Origin of the sequence: Sorangium sp. So ce1504, assembly GCF_051521635.1 — a bacterium.
GTDB lineage: Bacteria > Myxococcota_A > Polyangia > Polyangiales > Polyangiaceae > Sorangium > Sorangium cellulosum_B.
Window position 1 is genome coordinate 9943048 of sequence record NZ_CP150365.1, and the last position, 18455, is coordinate 9961502.

Consider the following 18455-nt stretch of genomic DNA (forward strand, 5'->3'; position numbering starts at 1 on the left):
GGTTCCTTCACGCGCGCCCGGCCGCGGCCTGCGCCGCTGCCGGGCCTGCGCTCACGGGCCCTGCGCTCACGGGCCGGGGGGGGCGATCTCCAGCTTCGCCATCACGCTGCCGCTGCCCGTGATGCCCGCCTGGATGTTCTCGACCGCCTGCGTGATCGCATTGGTGGCCGGGATGAGGCACGCCCCCGCCTTCACGCTGCCGGTGGCCGCGCCCTCGAGGTTGCCGCCCGCCTGGACCACCGCCTCGGCGCTGGCGAGGAGCAGCTCGCCGCGCGCGTGCGCGACGACGAGGAGCCGCGGCAGGTTCGCCTTGAGCGTCGCGATCGCCGCCTCGACGTCGGCCCCACCCTCGATGTTGACCGCGGGCTCCTTGCAGCTGGCCTTCGCGCTCGCGCTCGCCTCGCAGGAGCCGCTGCACTCCGCGGACCCCTGGCACTCGGCGCTCGGCGGCTTGAGCTCGGCCCTGCACTTCGGCGCCTTGAACTGGACGTCGCACGAGCCCGAGCAATCGGCGTTGCACTGCACCTCTGCCTCGGCCGCGAACGCGCACGAGCCACGGCACTCGCCCGTGCAGGTGCCCTGGCACTCGCCGCGGCAGTCGCCGCCGGCGGTCGTCGCGGAGCAATCGCCGTCGCACGTGCCCTCGCACGTCCCCTGGCACGTCCCCTCGCAGTGGACCGCCAGGTTGGCCGAGCCCTCGCACGAGCCGGTGCACTTCCCCTCGCACCGCCCCGAGAGCTGACCGGGATCGCAGCGCGCGACGATCTCCGCCGGGGTCAGCTGGCACTCGACGTTGGCGCTGCACCTCGCCTCGCAGTTCGCCTGCACGCTCGCGTCGACCGTGCAGCTCGGCGGCTGGAAGGTGATCGACAGGTCGGCCGTCGCGTCCCCGAGCGCGTCGACGGCGAGCTCACACCATTGCTCCGCCCGTTCGTTCGGCTTCGTCGCCGTGATCGTCGCCACGTCCGCGCCGAGGTCCAGCGCGATCGCCTGACAGGCGCTCGTCACGTCCGCCACGATGGCGCCCGCGGCGCCCGTGAAGTCCGACACGGACTGCATGAAGGCACCATAATTGAGCTCTGCCTCGCCCTCGAGACCCCATTCCACCGTGGCGAGATCGGCGCCCGGCGTGAAGTCGCGACAGCAGATGTCACTCTGCAGCTCCGAGACCTTGTCACACCCCATCGCCGGGATGACGGAGAGCCCCGCCAGCGCCAGCGGGAATGCCGCGATTCGCCACGTCACACGGATATTCATCGGGAAACTCCTTCGTTCTTTGTCGGGCGTGCCGCTGGTGCGGGACTGCCACGGAGAGCGGTGAAACCCCATGAGGGAGCACGCTCGCCTCCGAGCTCGGCCTGCAGCCGCCTCCGAAGCAGGGCGACAATAGTTCATAGATCGACCCACATGACAAGGCCCATGCTGCGGAATTGTTGCTCGTCTCGACGTCACCCTAGGGCGAAGCCCGTCAGCACGGGAGCCATCCACGACGAGATCTGTTGATGTTCATGTCGACGGCAGAGGTAGGAAGAACGCCCGCTCGCGGCCGTCCAGGGGAGGGCAGAGGGCGCGCCATGACACGGCACGTCGTGGGTTCAACCAGCCATCATCGAATCGCCGTTGCAGAGCTCGGCCGAGCCGTAGGACAATGGCCCCGTGATGACGCTCGGCCCACGGCTCCCCCGGTTCGTGCAGCTCTCTCTCGTGCTCGCCCTGACGGCCGGTTGCGGCGCCTCGTCCGACGACGAGAGCCCGACGAGCGGCCAGGCCGCCGGCGAGCCGCCCAGGATGACGGGGATGACGGCGGCCCACAATGCCGCGCGCGCCGCCGTCGACCCGCCCGCCGATCAGCCGGTGCCCCCTCTCTTGTGGTCGCCCGAGATCGCCGCGGTGGCTCAGGCCTATGCCGCCCAGTGCATGTTCGGCCATAGCGCGAGCGATTATGGAGAAAACATCTTCGCGTCGGCCGGCTCGTCACCCACACCGGAGGATGTTGTCGCCTCGTGGGTCGACGAGGCGGCCAACTACGATCTTGCGAGCAATGCCTGCAGCTCCACCTGCGGCCATTACACTCAGGTGGTATGGGCCGACTCCCTGCGGCTCGGCTGCGGGGTCGCCGATTGCACGACCGGCTCGCCGTTCGGCGGTGGCACCTGGCAGATCTGGGTGTGCAACTACGATCCTCCCGGCAATTTCGCCGGAGAGCGCCCCTACTGAGCCCGCGCGCGCGTCGTCGGCGCGCGCCGTCCTCGTCTCCTCCCCGCCCCTCGCCGGCTCTGGTATCGCAGCGGCGATGGACTTCGGGTGGACCCCTTCCCAGCGCGCCGTCCACGACCGCATGCGCGCCCTCGGCGCCGAGGCCGACGCCGCGGCCCCGGACGATCGCATGCGCGTCCTCGCCCGGGGCGGCGCCCTCGGCCTGCCGATCGCCCGCGATCTCGGCGGCGAGGGCCTCGACCTCGTCACGACGGCGCTCGCCTACGAGGGCCTCGGCGCGACGCTGCGCGACGGCGGCGTCCTGCTCGCCGCGGGGGCGCACCTCTTCGGCGTGGCGCTCCTGCTCGCGCGGGTGGGCACGCCCGCGCAGCAGCGCGCGTGGCTGCCGCGGATGGCGAGCGGCGCGTGCATGGCGACGGTCGCCGCGACCGAGGCCGGCGCGGGCTCGGACGTCGCGTCGGTGCAGGCCAGGGCCGACCGCACGGACGCCGGCTACCGGCTCACCGGCGACAAGCGGTACGTGACCTGGGCCGACCGGGCCGACGTGTACCTCGCGATCGCGCGCGACGGCGGCGGCCGCGCCGGAGGGGCCCCGGCGCGCGGCCTCACCGCGCTGCTCGTCCCCCGCGCCGCGGGCGAGGGCGCCGCGCGCATCCTCCCCGGCGCGCCGCTCGCGACCGCGGGCCTCCGGGGCGCGCGGCTCGCGCCCGTCTCGTTCGCCGGCTGCGAGGTCGGCCACGACGCGCTCCTCGGCCGCGCCGGCGCCGGCCTCGCCGTCTTCCAGATCGCGATGACCTTCGAGCGCGCGCTCATCCTCGCCTTCCGCCTCGGCGCCATGGAGCGCGCCCTCGGCGAGGCCGTCCGCTTCGCCCGCGAGCGCGAGATCGGCGGCCAGGCGATCGCCCGCCACCAGGCCGTCGCGCACCGCCTCGCGCAGATGAAGCTGCGGCTGGAGACGTCGCGGCTGCTCACCTACCGCGCCGCGTGGGCGCTGGATCAGGGCGAGCGCGGCCAGGCCGAGGCCGCGCTCGCGAAGTGGCACACGGCGGACTCGGCCGTGGCGTCCGCGCTCGACGACCTCCGCCTCCGCGGCGGCGCTGGCTACCTCGAGGAGAGCGGCCTCCCCTCCGCCATCGACGACGCCCTGGGCGGCAGCATCCATTCGGGGACGTCCGACGTGCTCGCCACGATCGTCGCGCGGTGGCTGGGCGTCTAGCCGCTCGCCCGCGCTTCACCTCGTCTCACCGAGCTCCCCCTCGTCGTGACATCAGGCCCCGGGAGCGTGCTCGGCCCCCTCCCATCCAACATGGAAGAACTTGGACGACGAACTACTGGCCAACCCTCGCCGGCGCCTTTACCAAGGTAGGGCTGCGCGGACCGGCCGAGGGTCGCCGGCCCGCGCCCGTCCGCCGGCCCCTCAAGCCCAACCAGGAACGATATGACCGAAGCGACCGACAATCCCCTGCTCATTCTCGGCTTCGAGATCCCGTTCGATCGCATCCGGAGCGAGCACGTGGAGCCCGCGGTGCGCGCGCTGCTCCAGGACGCCCGCGCCCGGCTCGACGCGCTCGTCGCGGCGCCCGGCCCCCGCACGTACGACAACACCCTCGCCGCGCTCGAGGCCGTCACCGAGCGGCTCGACCGCGCCATGAACGTCGTCTCGCACCTCGAATCGACGTCCACCACACCCGCGCTGCGCGCCGCGTACAACGCCGTCCAGCCGGAGGTCAGCGAGTTCCTGAGCGGCATCGCCCTCAACGAGGGCGTCTACGGCGCGCTCAAGGCGTACGCGGCCACGCCCGAGGCCGCGGCGCTGACGGGCCCACGGCACCGCTTCCTGAAGAAGACCCTCGACGATTTCCGGAGGAGCGGCGCCGAGCTCGACCCGGCCGGCAAGAAGCGCCTCTCCGAGATCGACGTCGAGCTCGCCACGCTCACCCTGCGCTTCTCGCAGAACGTGCTCGACGCGACGAACGCCTTCGAGTTCGTGGTCGAGGACGCTGCCCGCCTCGCCGGCCTGCCGCCGAGCGCGGTCGAGGCGGCCCGTCAGGGCGCGAAGGACAGGGGCATCGAGGGTTACCGCTTCACGCTGCAGGCGCCGAGCTACATCCCCGTGCTCACGCACCTCGACGACGGCGCTATCCGCGAGCGCTTCTACCGCGCCTTCAACACGCGGGCGACCGAGGGCGACCACGACAACCGGCCGCTCATCCGCCGTATCCTCGAGCTCCGCGGGGAGAAGGCGAGGCTGCTCGGCTACGCGAGCTTCGCCGATCTCGTGCTCGAGGACCGGATGGCGAAGACGGGCGCCGCGGCGCGCCGCTTCGTCGACACGCTGCGGGCGCGCACCGAGGCGGTCTTCGCCCGCGAGAAGGAGGATCTCGCCGCCTTCCGCCGCGAGATCGAGGGCCCGGACGCGCCGCCGCTCGCGCCGTGGGACGTCGCCTACTACGCCGAGAAGCTCCGCCGCGCCCGCTACGATTTCGACGACGAGGCGCTCCGCCCGTATTTCCCGCTGGATCGCGTCGTCTCCGGCCTGTTCGAGATCGCCCACCGCCTTTACGGCGTGCGCATCGCGCCCTGGCAGGCCGCCCCCACGTGGCACCCGAGCGTCCGCGCCTACCAGCTCGTCGAGCCGAACGGCGCCCAGAGCGCCGCTTTCTATCTCGACTTCGTGCCGCGCGAGCAGAAGCGCGACGGCGCCTGGATGCACGGGCTCGTCACGGGCGCGCCGAGCGAGGACGGGCGCGCGGCCGGCGAGGACGCTCGCCACCTCGAGGTCCTCGCGGGCAGCTTCACCCCGCCGGTCGGCGGCCGCCCCGCGCTGCTCAACCACCGCGAGGTCGAGACGCTGTTCCACGAGTTCGGCCACATGATGCACCACGCCTCGAGCCGGGTGCCGATCCGGAGCCTCGCCGGCACCAACGTCGCCTGGGACTTCGTCGAGCTCCCCTCGCAGATCATGGAGAACTGGTGCTGGGAGCGGGAGGCGCTCGACCTCTTCGCGCGCCACCACGAGACGGGCGCGCCCGTCCCGGACGACCTGCTCCAGCGCATGCGCGCGGCCCGCACGTTCCGCGCGGGCGCCGCGACGATGCGGCAGCTCGGCTTCGCCGAGATCGACCTCGCGCTCCACATGGACTGGACCGGAGAGCAGGGTGATGTCGTCGAGTTCGCGCGCGAGGTCCTCGGGCGTTACTCGCCTGTCCCGCTGCCCGAGGGCTACGCCATGATCGCCGGCTTCTCGCACCTCTTCTCGAGCCCGGTGGGCTACGCAGCGGGCTATTACTCGTACAAATGGGCCGAGGTGCTGGACGCCGACGCCTTCTCCCGCTTCCAGGAAGAGGGGCTGTTCAGCCGGAAGGTGGGCGACGCGTTCCGGAGCCAGATCCTCGCGCTCGGCGACACGCAGGACCCGATGGATCTCTACAGGAGCTTCCGCGGCCGCGAGCCCACCCTCGACGCCCTGCTCCAGCGCAGCGGCCTCGCCTGAGCCCCCTGGGCGGGCCCTGAGCCTTCGGGCGGCACCCCGGGCCCCCCAGGCGCCGCGGTCCTCCACGACGCCCCCACGGGCCCCTCACGGGCCTCGGGCCCCGCTCCCAAGGCGCTCACGGCCCCCCACGGCTCCCCGACACCTCAGCCCCAGGACACGCGCTACCGGCGCCGCGCGCAAGCACACTTCTTCATCAGCTCCCGCGCGCGGACCGGTGCAAAAACGATGGCATCCCTGATCCGTGACCACTGGTCGATCGAGAACCAGCGCCATTGGGTGCTCGACGTCGCGTTTCGCGAGGATGAGAGCCGCATTCTGCGACGATGGTGCGGCTGATGGCGCGTCGGCTGTCCCAGCCGGCGGCGGAATCCGCCCTGCTTGCCCACCACTGAACCCACCATCCCGCCGCTGCTGCCGCTCCCATCAGCCCGCCCGATGTCAGCGTTGCCGCCGGCCGGGTTCAACAGCAAAATCAGGCCACTTACTGCTAGACATGCTCTCAGGGCGTCGCGACGATACTCACGGATACACGGGGCAATCCCGGCCGAGGTGGCTCCCGGGCGGGGGAAAAAGATGGATGCGACGTACGTCATCAAGGAGGTCCTCTCCACGAGCAAGAGAGCTGTGCTCTATCGCGGAGTCCGCGCCGCAGACGGGCAGCCGGTCGTCCTCAAGGTCCTCGATCCGCAGCACCGCTCGCAGCACCTCACGTGGCTGAAGAACGAGTATTCGACCCAGAGCGCGCTGAATATCCCGGCCGCCGTGAGGCCGATCGCCCTCGAGACCTACGAAGGCAGGCCGGCCCTCGTCATGGAAGACTACGGCGGCGAGTCGCTCGATCGAGCGGTCGGCCCGCCGATGGACATCGCGGAGTTCCTGCGGCTCGCGATCCGGATCGTCTCGGCTGTGGCGGATATCCATCAGCGGAACGTCGTCCACAAAGACATCAAGCCCGACAACATCCTCGTCCACCCCACGACGGGCGAGGTCAAGCTCATCGATTTCGGGCTCGCCTCGACGCTGCCGTGCAATTGGCAGGCGAGCGCTGGCCTCCGGCAGATCGAGGGCTCGCTGCCCTATATGTCGCCCGAGCAGACCGGACGAATGAACCGAGCGCCCGACGAGCGGAGCGACCTCTACTCGCTGGGGGTGACGTTCTGCCAGATGCTCACCGGCAAGCTGCCCTTCCAGGCCGCCGACCCCATGGAGTGGGTGCATTGCCACATCGCCCGCTCGCCCATCCCCCCCGCGGAGAGCGCGCCCTGGGTGCCGGACGTCGTCTCGGCCATTCTCATGAAGCTGCTCGCAAAGGAGGCCGAGGACAGGTATCAGAGCGCTCGCGGGCTCCGGCACGATCTGGAGCGGTGCCTCGAGCCATGGAGCTCCCGCGGCACGATCGAGCCGTTCCCCCTCGGCGAGCGGGACGTATCCGACCGCTTCCAGATCCCGCAGAAGCTCTACGGGCGCGACAGGGAGATTTCCGAGCTGCTCTGCGCCTTCGAGCGCGTTGTCCGCGATGGAGTCCCCGAGCTTTTGCTGGTCTCCGGCTACGCCGGCGTCGGTAAATCGGCGCTGGTGCGTGAGCTTGAGAAGCCCATCGTCCGCGAGCGGGGCTTCTTCGCCTCGGGGAAGTTCGAGCAATACAAGCGCGACGTCCCCTATGCCACGATCGTCGCGGCGTTCACCGGGGTCGTTGACGAGATCCTCGCCGAGAGCGAGGAGAAGATCGCCGCCTGGAAAGAGCGGCTCCTTTCAGCCCTCGGCGCGAACGGGCAGCTCATCGTGGACGTGATCCCGCCGGTCGAGCTCATCATCGGCCGGCAGCCGAACGTCCCTTCGCTGCCGCCGGCCGAGGCGCAGAGCCGGTTCAAGCGCGTGTTCCAGCGCTTCATCGGCGTCTTCGCCCGGAGGCCGCACCCGCTCGCGCTCTTTCTCGACGATCTCCAGTGGGCCGACCCGGCGAGCCTCGAGCTCCTTCAGGATTTGATGACCCGCGCCGAGGCGCGCCATCTCCTCGTTATCGGGGCATACCGTGACAACGAAGTGCCCCCCTCGCACCCGCTCACGCTGGCGCTCGACAGGGTGCGGAAGGAGGGCGCGCGTGTCGCCGACATCGTGCTCGGCCCGCTCTCCAGCGAGCACCTCAACGCGCTCATCAGCGATACCCTCCATTGCTCCCGCGAGCGCGCCGCGCCGCTCTCGCGCCTCGTCGAGGAGAAGACGGCCGGCAACCCCTTCTTCGTGATCCAGTTCCTCACCGCGCTCCACGACGAGCGCCTGATCGAGCTCGACGCGCTCGCGGAGGCGTGGCGGTGGGACATCCGGAAGATCTACGCCAAAGGCATCACCGACAACGTGATCGACCTGATGGTCGAGAAGCTCGCGCGGCTCCCTGAGCGAACCCAGAAGGCGCTGAGGCAGCTCTCCTGCGTGGGGAGCACCGCGGAGGTCTCCATCCTGACCCGCATCTTCGGCCGCTCGGAGCTGGATCTGTACGAGGATCTCTCGCCGGCCGTGCGCGCCGGGCTCATCCTCCGCCTGGAGGGCGCGTACCAATTCCCCCACGACCGCGTCCAGGAGGCAGCCTATTCGCTCGTCCCCAAGGCCGAGCGCGCCGCGGCGCACCTCGAGATCGGCAGGCTGCTCCTGTCGCGGACGGCGGCGGAGGAGCTCGAGGAGAAGATCTTCGAGATCGTGAACCAGCTCGACCGCGGCGCCGCGCTGATCACGTCGCGAGAGGAGCGCGAGCGGGCGGCCGAGCTCGAGCTGATTGCCGGCAAACGCGCCAAGAGGTCGACGGCCTACGCCTCGGCGCTCAGGTACCTCGCCGCCGGCTCGGCGCTGCTGGCAGGAGACAGCTGGGACCGGCGGTACGAGCTCACCTTCGCGCTGGAGCTCAACCGGGCCGAGTGCGAGTACCTGACGGGCGCGTTCGAGGCGGCGGAAGAGCGGCTCCGTACGCTCGCGCGCAAGGCCAAGGATCTCATCGACGCGGGCGCCGTCGCTTGCGCGCAAATAATTCTCTACGCGACACAGACTCGGAATGATCGGGCGATCGACGCCGGCCTGCACTATCTCCGGCGCATCGGAATCGAGTGGCCAGCGCAGCCGACGAGGGAGGACGTACGGCACGACTATGAGTGGATGCAGGGGCAGCTCGGGAGTCGCGCGATCGAGGAGCTCCTCGACCTGCCGCCGGTGACAGACGCGCGCTGGCAGGCGACGATGGAAGTCCTCACCGCGCTCGTGAGACCGGCTTCGTTCAGCGACGAACAGCTCCTCTGCCTCGTGGCCTGTCGGATGGTCAACCTCAGCCTCGAGCATGGCCACTGCGACGGCTCGTGCCTCGCTTATGTTAATCTCGGCATGCTTCTCGGCCCGTTCTTCGGCGACTATCAGGCGGGGTTTCGCTTCGGCAAGCTCGGGCTTGATCTCTTGGAGAAACGCGGGCAGCTCCGCTTCCGCGCCACCGTTTACGCCGTCTTCGGGCTGGCCATCAATCCCTGGGCAAAACCGCTCCGCAGCGGCATCGAGTGGCTCCGGCGCGCCCTCGGCGCGGCCGTGGAGACCGGCGACCTGATGGTTGCCTGCGCCGTCTCCGAGTGTGTGGTCACGCTGCTCCTTGCCGGAGGGGAATCGCTCGATGAGACGCAACGGGAAGCCGAGCGATCGCTCGCCCTCACACGGAAGGCGAGGTTCGGGCTCTTCATCGACGTCGGCGTTGCCAAGGAGCGGCTCATCCGCAACATGCGCGGGCTTTCGCCGTCGTTCTCCTCGTTCAACGACGAGCAATTCGACGAAAACCAGTTCGAGGCGCACCTCGCCGGCGACCCGTCCCTGCTGATGGCCAAGTGCTGGTACTGGATCCGCAAGCTGGAGGCGCGGTTCCATGCCGGCGACTATGCGTCCGCCGTGGCGGCCGCTGCGGTGGCAGAGCCGATCCTATGGATAACCGGGTTCGTTCTTGAAAGGGCCGAGTACCATTTCTATCGCGCGCTGGCGCTGGCCGCCCATCATGACGAGGCTTCGCCTGACGATCGGCGGTCGTACCGCGAAGCGCTGCTCGCTCATCTTCGGCAGCTCGAAGCCTGGGCTTCGAGCTGCCCCGAGAATTTCGGGAGCCGCGCGGCGCTGGTCGCCGCAGAAGAGGCGCGCCTCGGCGGCGAGGCGGAGAAGGCGGCGCACCTGTACGAGCAGGCAATCCGCTCCGCCCGTGACAACGGCTTCGTCAACAACGAGGCGATCGCCTACGAGACGGCCGCGCGCTTCTACCGCGCGCGCGGGTTCGACCAGATCGCGGATGGGTACCTGCGCGAGGCCCGCGCCCGCTACGTGCGCTGGGGGGCCGACGGCAAGGTGAGGCAGCTCGACAGGCTCTACCCAGGGCTCGTCGAGCGGAGGTCGCTCGCGCCCACCGCCACGCTCGCGGTCGGGGCCGAGCGGCTCGACGTGCTGTCGGTCGTCAAGGCGTCGCAGGCCATCTCGCGCGAGATCGTGCTCGACGACCTCTTGAGCAGGCTAGTCGAGGTCGTGATCCAGCAGGCCGGGGCGCAGAAGGGATACGTGATCCTTTGCCGAAAAGGCGGCCTCACGATCGAAGCCGAGGCCCTCCTCGACGAGAAAGAGGCGGCCTCCGTGAAGCTCCTCCGCTCGCTGCCGGCGACGCCCTCGCCGCTCTTGCCGGCCTCGATCATCAGCTATGTGTCGCGGACAAAGCGGCACGTGCTCCTCGCGAACGCCGCCGAGGCGCCGACGTTCTCTTCGGACGAGCATATCGCCCGGACCCGGCCCAAATCGGTTCTGTGCTTGCCGATCCTCAGGCAGGCTGAGCTCGTCGGTATGCTCTATCTCGAGAACAACCTCGTCACCGGCGCCTTCACGAGCGAGCACACGGAGGTGCTCGAGCTCCTCGCCGCCCAGGCGGCCATCTCGCTGGACAGCGCCCTGTGTCTTGCCGAGGAGCAGGCGGCGCGGGCGGCGGCGGAGGAGGCGGAGCGCCGTATGGCCCTCCTCGCCGAGGCCAGCGTGCTCCTCAACGGGTCGATCGATTACGAGCAGGTCCTGGGAAGGCTCGCCTCGCTGTCTGTCCGCGAGCTCGCCGACTCCTTCGTGATCGACGTCATCGAAGAGGCCGAGGTGAAGCGGATCGCGGGGGTGAACGCCGATCCGGCCGAGCAGGTGTTCCTCGAGGAGCTCGCGAGGCTCAATCCGCTCCGGCCCGGCTCGCGGAGCCCGGCGGCCCGCGCGATCCGGACGGGAGAGCCGGTGCTCCTGCCGACGTTCACGGACGCCGAGATCCGGGCCAACTGCGCCGACGGCGAGCATGCGAGGCTCATCCGCGCGATGGGGATTCAGTCCGCGCTCTCCGTTCCGCTCATCGCCAGGGGAAAGCCGATCGGGGCGATCACGTTCGGCTCCGCCAGGCCGGGGCGCTATGGGAGCGCGGACCTCCGCCTCGCGGAGGAGCTCGCGCGCCGCGTGGCGATCGCGATCGACAACGCGCGCCTCCACCGCCAGACCGTGGAGGCGCTGCGCCTGCGCGAGGAGTTCCTGTCGGTGGCGTCCCACGAGCTGCGCACCCCGATGACGTCGCTCACGCTCGCGCTCCAGGCGATGCTGAAGGCAGGTCGCGCCGCAGGGCCCCTCGAGTCCTCGCCCCTGCGGAACCGCATCGAGCTCGCCCACGCGCAGGGCCAGCGGCTGAACCGCCTCATCGACGAGCTCCTCGAGGTCTCCCAGATTGACACGAACGAGCTCCCGCTCGACCTCGCGGAGGTCGATCTCGCGGCCGTCGTCCGCGAGGTCGTCACGCGCCTCGAGCTCAACCTCGCGCGGGCCGGGTGCGCGGTGTCGATCCACGACGAGGGGCCCGCGGTGGGCTTCTGGGATCGGCCGCGGCTCGATCAGGTGGTGACCAACCTGCTCTCCAACGCGATCAAATTCGGGGCCAGCAAGCCCATCGAGATCCACATCGGTCACGACGCAGGGATCGCGCGGCTCGTCGTCAGGGATCATGGCATCGGTATTGAGACGGCCCAGACGGCGCGCATCTTCGAGCGCTTCGCGCGCGCCGTCTCCACCAGGCACTATGGTGGGCTCGGCCTGGGGCTCTACATTTCCCGCTCGATCGTCCAGGCGCATGGCGGCTCGATCCGCGTCGAGAGCCAGCTCGGGGAAGGCGCTGCGTTCACGGTCGAGCTCCCATGCGCCGGTCCGCGGAAGGACGGCTGAGCTCTTCGACGCCTGGCGAGGAGCCTCTCGACATCGCTCGCGGCCGGAGCCGCCCGATCAGGAACCGGGTGAGCGCGTACCCTGGCGGGGTCCCAGCGCCGCGCGAAGAACACCGTCTCCTCGCGCCGGGCCCCCTCGGACGACCGCCCCGAGGAAGCGCCGGCGCTCGTCGCGCCGGCCCTCCGTGGGATCACTGTATCTTGAAGTTGCAGGCCGACAGCGTGGCCGTTCCGATCGTCTGCGTCATCGCCCAGTTCGCGAGCGAAGCGACGCTGGCCTGCTCGGACCTGAACGCATAGTTGCTCGCGAGCTGCACCTCGGTGCCGTTCTTCGGCCGGATGTACACCGAGTACCGCTTCGCCGCCACGTCGACCACCATCCGGACGGTATAGGTCGTCCCGCCGGTGTACGGGAACACCCGGAGCGCCTGGTATCTCGAGGCGTTCCGGACACGGACATTGCCTTCCTCGTCGAAGATGACGATCGCGGCGAGCTGGGTCCACTGGCTCGCGGAGCCGCTCGAGAGGCCGACCACGGCGTCGATCTTCGACGCGCTCGGCGTCACGTCCCAGGTCGCCGTGAAGGTGCCCCGCTGGGTCGAAGGCAGCTGCGAATTGAACCATTGGCCAGCGTTGACGACCGAGCACACCGGCGCCGTGGGCGTGGTCGGCGTCGGCGTCGTCGGCGTGGGCGTCGGTGTCGTCGGCGTGGGCGTCGGCGTCGTGGTCGTCGTCCCGAACTCGAACGCGCCGATGTCGACCGCGCCCACGGCCGTCCGCCGCTGCGCGGAGCCGACGGCCGCGAGCCCCGCCTTCGGCGGGTGGTACAGCGGCATCGCGAGCGGCGACGGGAACGTGCGCCCCGAGATCCCCGTCGTCGAGCTGACGCCCGCGTTCCGCAGCGGGCTCGTCGAGAGCAGCGTCACGTCGCGGTTGCCGATGCTCGTGAAGCCGGGATCGCTCACGATCAGCGTCCCCGTGAAGCCGGAAGGCACCGTCGTGCCCGTGGGCACGGCGTTGTTGACGCCCTTGATGAGCGGGCTGCCGGTCGTCCAGCTCGCGTCGTCACGGAAGACCTGAACGCTCCCGCCCCCGACGCGATGGAAGATGTTGTTGTGCAGCTCGATGCTCTCGATGCCATCGAACAGGTGGATCGCCGCGCTCGACCCCGCCATCAGCAGGAACGTGTTGTTCACGAACCGATACCGCCCGTTGGTGTCGCCCGTGCCGTCGCCGCCGACGCGGATCACGAACTGCGTATGCGTCTTGCGGAAGACGTTGCCGACCACATCGGAGTCCTCCCGCGCGAGCCCCGGATCCTGCCCGTCGGGGCCGATGAGCTCGAGGTCCTTGTAGAGCCCGCCCTCGATCCAGTTATAATAGATCTCGTTCCGCTCCGCGCGGGTCTTCACCGCGTTGCCACCGATTGCATCGTGGACATAGCTGTGCTGCATCCGGAACACGGAACCCGGGTAAGCGGTCTCATCCGTTGCGATGTAGATCGGGTGCTTCGTCGTACCGGCACCGCACTTATAGACCTCCACGTATTCCACCAACAGCGTACCCGAGTCGCTGTCGGCGCCCAGGATCCCGTGCGATGGGCAATCGTGGATCACGGAGTCACGGATCGTGACATCGTGCCCGTGCTGGAAGATGCACCTCGAGGTGCCGCCCGTCACATCGAACCCCTCGAAGACGATGTGGTTCGCGTTGATCTCGATCGTGTTGGTGCCGCCCCTCAGGACGGGGCGCTTCCCGCCGACGCGAACGCCGCGGATCGTGATCTTCGAGGTGGGCGTGCCCCATTTCGTGAGCCTGATGTTGCCCGAGTACGTCGCGTTGCCGTCGACCTCCACCACGTCGCCCGGCTGCAGTCTGCTGGCTACCTCACCGATGGTCTTGTAGGTGCGCGTGGGACCGACTTGATACGTCGTGCCGGCCGCCTGCTCCTCCGCGTCCAGCTCCTCTGCGGTCACGTCCTCGTCGAGCGGCGCGCAGCCGAAGCCGACGATAGACATCGCTATCAGGGAAGCGATGACCTTACCGGCGGCAAACGACCGCGACCCAAAGCCTTGAGAAATCGAATGCATGGCTTTTTCTCCCCCGGCGTCGTCGAACCCCTGTGGTGAACAGGACCGTAACGGGCGAAAGCATCAGGGGGCAGAAGAGGAGCCTCCCGCTGCGTGCCTTCGCGCCGCGAACCATCGGTGCAGACCATTCAGCACCAGAGGGGTGGATACCGGCGCTCTCGTGAAACAACTTATTCCCGGATTAACACGACGGGTCAAGACGAAATGCTTTCGAAAACGAAACGAACACCCAATTAGGTCGCACACCTCGGCCGTTTTTCACATCACGGTTGCAAATTTTCGATGCAAAACTGCAATACACAGTCCGTCCGCTGATGTAAGGAAGGTATAGAGAAGTGGTCGCTCGCTCGCTTGAATGCAGACGAAATCCCCGGGAAATGTGGGTGAACCCCCAATGCGACAGGGTTCTCCATGTCGGTCAACGACCTTTACCTACCTTACCCCTGCATTCGCTATCTCGGCCGCGGCGCCTGTGACCCGAGGGAGGTCGCGCGCTTCCTCGGCGACACCGCTGCACCGCAAGCAAGAAAACAGCTCGCAGCCCTGCTCGATCGCTTGGCGGAGGATCCGCTATGCGCGTCGCGGCTGGCCTGCCGCGGTCGACGCGCGCGACACGGGCTCGCGGGAGATCGTGGAGAAGGACGACGGGCCGGCGTTCGACGGGGAGATCGGCGGCGTCCGCGCGGCATCGCGCTGCTCGCCGCGCGGGGGAGATGGGCGGGAATCGGCGGGCGCGCGAGCGGGCGAGCGGTCAGCGCCTCCCCTTGAAGCCCATCATCTGCTGCACCACCGCCTCGCTCTCCTCGGCGATCGCGCCCTCCTGCGCCGCGCGGTCGGCGCAGTCCTCACAGACCTTCTTCTTCTTGCTTCCGACCTTGATCGTCTTGAGCTCGTCGACCTCGTTATCGCATTCCCGGCACGTGGGCATCGCCACACCTTCCTTTCGCCGGGCCAGCATATCGCACCGATCCCGCGCGCGCCGAGATCGCGCCCCGGCGCCGCGAGCGGACCGCGCGGCTCGCCCGCCCGATGTTTGGCCCGGACGAGCCCCGCGACCTAGGCTCGCCGCGTCACGAGGACACCAAGGAGGCTCCCATGGATCGGAGGCAGGGCGCGCGCGCGCAGGTCGACTTCCCCGTCTCGGCGCTCGTCGATGGCCACCGGCACCGGTGTCGTGCGATCGATCTCTCCCCCACGGGGATGGTCGTCGAGCGCGCGCCCGCGCTGGCAGGCCGGGCGCTGCCTGCCGTGACCCCGTTCGAGCTCGACCTCGGGGTCGGGCGCCCCATCCGGCTGCGCGCCCGCCCGGTCTGGGACCGCGACAACCTGCTCGCCGTCCGCTTCGTCGTCATGAGCGACGCCGACCGGCTCACCATCGCCGAGCACCTCGACCAGCGCGCCCACCGCCGCGAACCCCTCCATTAGAGCGACGGTCTCCCGCTTCGGATACGGGCCCACCTCGACGTTTTCGGTGCTCAGCGCACCGGAGTGCGCTTGCGCGCCGAAAACGCCGATCTGGGCCCGTCTCCTGTGCGGGAGACCGCCGCTCTGCTGCGGCTCTGGATGGTGCAGAGGGGGGCGGAAACCGCTGGAGATGGGGCAGACGGCCGGGGGTGAACGCCTTGAGACGGATGGGTGGGGGACGTCCCCGACACGATGCTCGGCTGCAAGGGTGAAATCGCAGGATTGCAACACCGGGAGGATGTGCCCGGGACATCTATGCGAATTTTAACTCTATTTCCGTCTTCTCGCAGTGGCATGTGAGCTGCTAGTTCACGGACGAGCGTTGCTGGTGCGGCCTCTCCCCCCCTAGGCCCCGGCGACGCTTTTTTCTTTTTGTCGCTCGCTGGAGCGACGAGCGGTGGGGCACGCGCTACGTGCGTGGCTCTCGTCGTCGGCGCGCAGCCGAGATCGACGCCCGCGGAATGCTGGCGGCAGAGCGGCGAAGCTCGTCGAGCGCGTGCTCGGGCAGGCGCGGCGCGCGCGGCTCGGCGACGCCTGGCTCGGGAGGGGCGGGCGCGCGGGCGCCCAGGTACGGCCAGAGGCTCTCGCGGATGGGCGCCGGCAGGACGTTCTCCAGGTACTCGAGCGCGGTCCCGCGGAGATGGGCGTCGTCGGCGTGGAGCGCCCTGTAGGCGATCTCGAGCGGCTCGCGCTCGAGACAGAGCGAGAGGACACGGAACACGTGCTCCAGGCTGCGGCTCGTCCGCTCGACGAGCAATCGCTCGGCCAGCGGCGCCTCGACCGGGGGCGCGACGTTGGGGGGCTGGGCGTCCCACACCCGGCGACCGATCGCGATCTCCCGCATCGCCGCCTCGATCACGTCGTCGTGCCGCAGGTGGATCGGCGCGCGCTGCTGGAGGAGCCGCGCGAGCGCGACGCCGCACTGAAAACGCACCTCGAAGCGCTCGTCGGCGAGGCCCAGGATCAGGCCGTCGGCGGCGCGCTGGGTGGGACAGGCCTGGAGCACCCGCGGGATGCGGCGCCGGAGGGCGACGCTCACGGATGGATCGAGGAGCGCGTCGACCAGCTGGCCGGTCGCGCGGGGGGCGACGGCGCGGAGCGCCCGGATCGCCTCGGAGGTGAGCCCCTCGCGCTCGAGGAGGGGGAGGAGGTGCGGCACGAGCGCAGGGTCCGGCTCCCGGACGAGCGCCCGGCGGATCCGCTCGGGATCGCCGGAGCGCAGGTCGGCCGTGGCGGCGAGCACCGGATCGGACGCCAGCGCGGCCGACGCGGCGCGCGCGGACAGCGGCCCGTCGACGCCCCTGCGATCACCCGCCGGAGGCCGCGGCGAGTCCCCGGGGGCGGGGCCGGAGAGCGACGCGCGGCCGGAGAGCGGCGAGCGGCCGGAGAGCGGCGGGCCGGGGTGCGACGTGCGCTCGCCGTCGGCGGAGGCGCGCCCGGCGTCGTGCCGCGCCGCCGCGGCGTTCCGGAGCGCGGCGAGCTCGACGAGGACCCTGTCGCGGCTGAGCGCGTCGACGGTGCCGCTCAGGGTGCGGCGGGTGGTCGCGTCGACGACGTTCGTCGGGTCGAGCGAGACGGCGCCGGAGCGCAGGCTGCCCTCGAGCGCGGCGACGTAACCCCGGTGCAGCCGAGGCGTGAAGAGCAGCGTGACGCCCGCGGCCGCCGCGCCGAGGCCGAGCAGCAGCGGGAGCGACCCGCCCGGGGCGAGCACGAGGAGGGCCATCGCGAGGCCGCTGCCCGCCGCGGTGCCGATGCGGTCGAAGCCGACGTCGATGAGCGTCTTGATCGACCGCTTCTGGTCCGGGGGCAGGGGCGTGTAGAGCAGCTCGTAGCCCGACCGGAACAGCGAGTTCCGGAGCACCGCCTCGGTCGCGCGGACGATGGAGGCGGCCCAGAGCCGCGGCGCGACCACGAGGGAGAGGGTGCTCGCGACGACCGCGGCCGGGAGGATGCCGATGGTGGCGGCGAGCCCGAGCCGGTCGAGCGAGAAGGTGGCGGCGAGCGACTGCACGAGGAACGAGAGCACGCTCACCGAGAGGTGGAAGAGCGCGAAGAACGAGAGCAGCGCGTTGCGGTCGGTCATCGCGGCGGCCGCCTCGGCGCTGAGGGCCACGTCGAACAGCGCGCCGCTCACGGCGCCGAGCCCGACGAGCAGGCCGAGGTCGCGCAGGTGGCTGTTGTCGCGCAGCGCGGCGAGCCCCGCCCCGCCGGCGCCAACCTGGGTGCGCCCCGCCTCAACCTGGGTGCGCCCCGCCTCAACCTGGGTGCGCCCCGCCTCAACCTGGGTGCGCCCCGCCTCAACCTCGGTGCGCCCCGCCTCAACCTGGGTGCGCCCCGCCTCAACCTCGGTGCGCCCCGCCCCGCCGGTGGCGGCGGCCGCGCGCGCGAGGCTGGCGCCCAGGTGGTGGGTGGCCCAGGCGGTGAGCGCGCTCACCGCGGAGAGGGCCAGGAGCATCGTCGGAGCGTCGATGAGGCGGCTGGCGCGCCAGGCGAACAGGCCGCCGATCACGCCGCCGACGGTCCCGCCGCCCGCGATGCGCCCGATGGACTGGCGGGCGGTGTGGGGGTCGAAGCGCTCGTTGACGAGCGACCAGAAGGCGGAGATGAGCGTCGCGCCGAAGACGGCGATGTGCAGGTAGAAGACGAGGGCGGCGGCGCCGGGCGCGCGCCGGGCGAGGGCCCACTCCAGGGCGAGGAGCACGGAGCTCGCAGCGAACGTGGCCGGGACGACGCGCGCGGGGGAAAGCTGGAGGAGCGCGCGCGAGAGCAGGACGACGGCGCCGAACGACAGGGCCGCGCCGGCGGCCATGACCTTGGGGACGTCGGCCGCGCCGAAGCTGGCGAGGAAGAGGGCGTCCCGGGTCGCCCGGCCGGCGACCTGCTGGGCGATCATCGCGCCCGAGGCGATGGCCGCGAGGAGGACGGGCCTGTCGCTCGCGCTGTCCTCTCCCACCTGCGCCC

Annotated in this window: 9 protein-coding genes; 5 read left to right on the plus strand and 4 right to left on the minus strand. The window is 70.4% G+C overall.

What is annotated here, in order from left to right; translation table 11 throughout:
- Positions 1-66: 66 nt before the first annotated feature.
- Positions 67-1257 (minus strand): hypothetical protein, encoded by a 1191-nt coding sequence (locus WMF39_RS37480; RefSeq protein WP_437741270.1) that lies wholly within the window; start codon positions 1255-1257, stop codon positions 67-69.
- Positions 1258-1659: 402 nt separating this feature from the next.
- Here WMF39_RS37480 and WMF39_RS37485 point away from each other — a divergent pair, with 402 nt between their 5' ends.
- The 4 genes from WMF39_RS37485 (at position 1660) to WMF39_RS37500 (ending at position 11941) form a co-directional block, all read left to right on the plus strand.
- On the plus strand, positions 1660-2217 hold the full coding sequence (locus WMF39_RS37485; protein WP_437748081.1) for a CAP domain-containing protein: 558 nt from the start codon (positions 1660-1662) through the stop codon (positions 2215-2217).
- A 76-nt stretch (positions 2218-2293) separates the two neighbouring features.
- The gene (locus WMF39_RS37490) at positions 2294-3433 is read left to right on the plus strand and encodes an acyl-CoA dehydrogenase family protein (RefSeq protein WP_437741271.1); all 1140 of its coding nucleotides are present in this window, start codon (positions 2294-2296) and stop codon (positions 3431-3433) included.
- Between the two features lie 222 nt (positions 3434-3655).
- Entirely contained in the window at positions 3656-5710 is a 2055-nt protein-coding gene (locus WMF39_RS37495; RefSeq protein ID WP_437741272.1) for a M3 family metallopeptidase, read from the plus strand.
- A gap of 573 nt (positions 5711-6283) precedes the next feature.
- Positions 6284-11941: an AAA family ATPase gene (locus tag WMF39_RS37500; RefSeq protein WP_437741273.1), complete on the plus strand. Its 5658-nt coding sequence runs from the start codon at positions 6284-6286 to the stop codon at positions 11939-11941.
- 190 nt (positions 11942-12131) lie between these two features.
- Here the strand turns inward: WMF39_RS37500 and WMF39_RS37505 are convergent, their stop codons facing one another.
- Together WMF39_RS37505 and WMF39_RS37510 are read right to left on the minus strand one after the other, a co-directional pair.
- Positions 12132-13958 carry a hypothetical protein gene (locus WMF39_RS37505; protein WP_437741274.1) on the minus strand — a complete coding sequence of 609 codons (1827 nt, stop codon included), beginning with the start codon at positions 13956-13958 and terminating at the stop codon, positions 12132-12134.
- 823 nt (positions 13959-14781) lie between these two features.
- Positions 14782-14958 (minus strand): hypothetical protein, encoded by a 177-nt coding sequence (locus tag WMF39_RS37510; RefSeq protein ID WP_157907138.1) that lies wholly within the window; start codon positions 14956-14958, stop codon positions 14782-14784.
- Between the two features lie 167 nt (positions 14959-15125).
- Between WMF39_RS37510 and WMF39_RS37515 the strand changes: the two genes are divergently transcribed.
- Positions 15126-15455, plus strand: coding sequence for a PilZ domain-containing protein (locus WMF39_RS37515; RefSeq protein WP_272104316.1), 330 nt, complete (start codon positions 15126-15128; stop codon positions 15453-15455).
- Positions 15456-15903: 448 nt separating this feature from the next.
- On the opposite strand, the gene WMF39_RS37520 is transcribed toward WMF39_RS37515, so the two are convergent.
- Entirely contained in the window at positions 15904-18447 is a 2544-nt protein-coding gene (locus WMF39_RS37520) for a hypothetical protein (RefSeq protein WP_437741275.1), read from the minus strand.
- Positions 18448-18455: the final 8 nt, after the last annotated feature.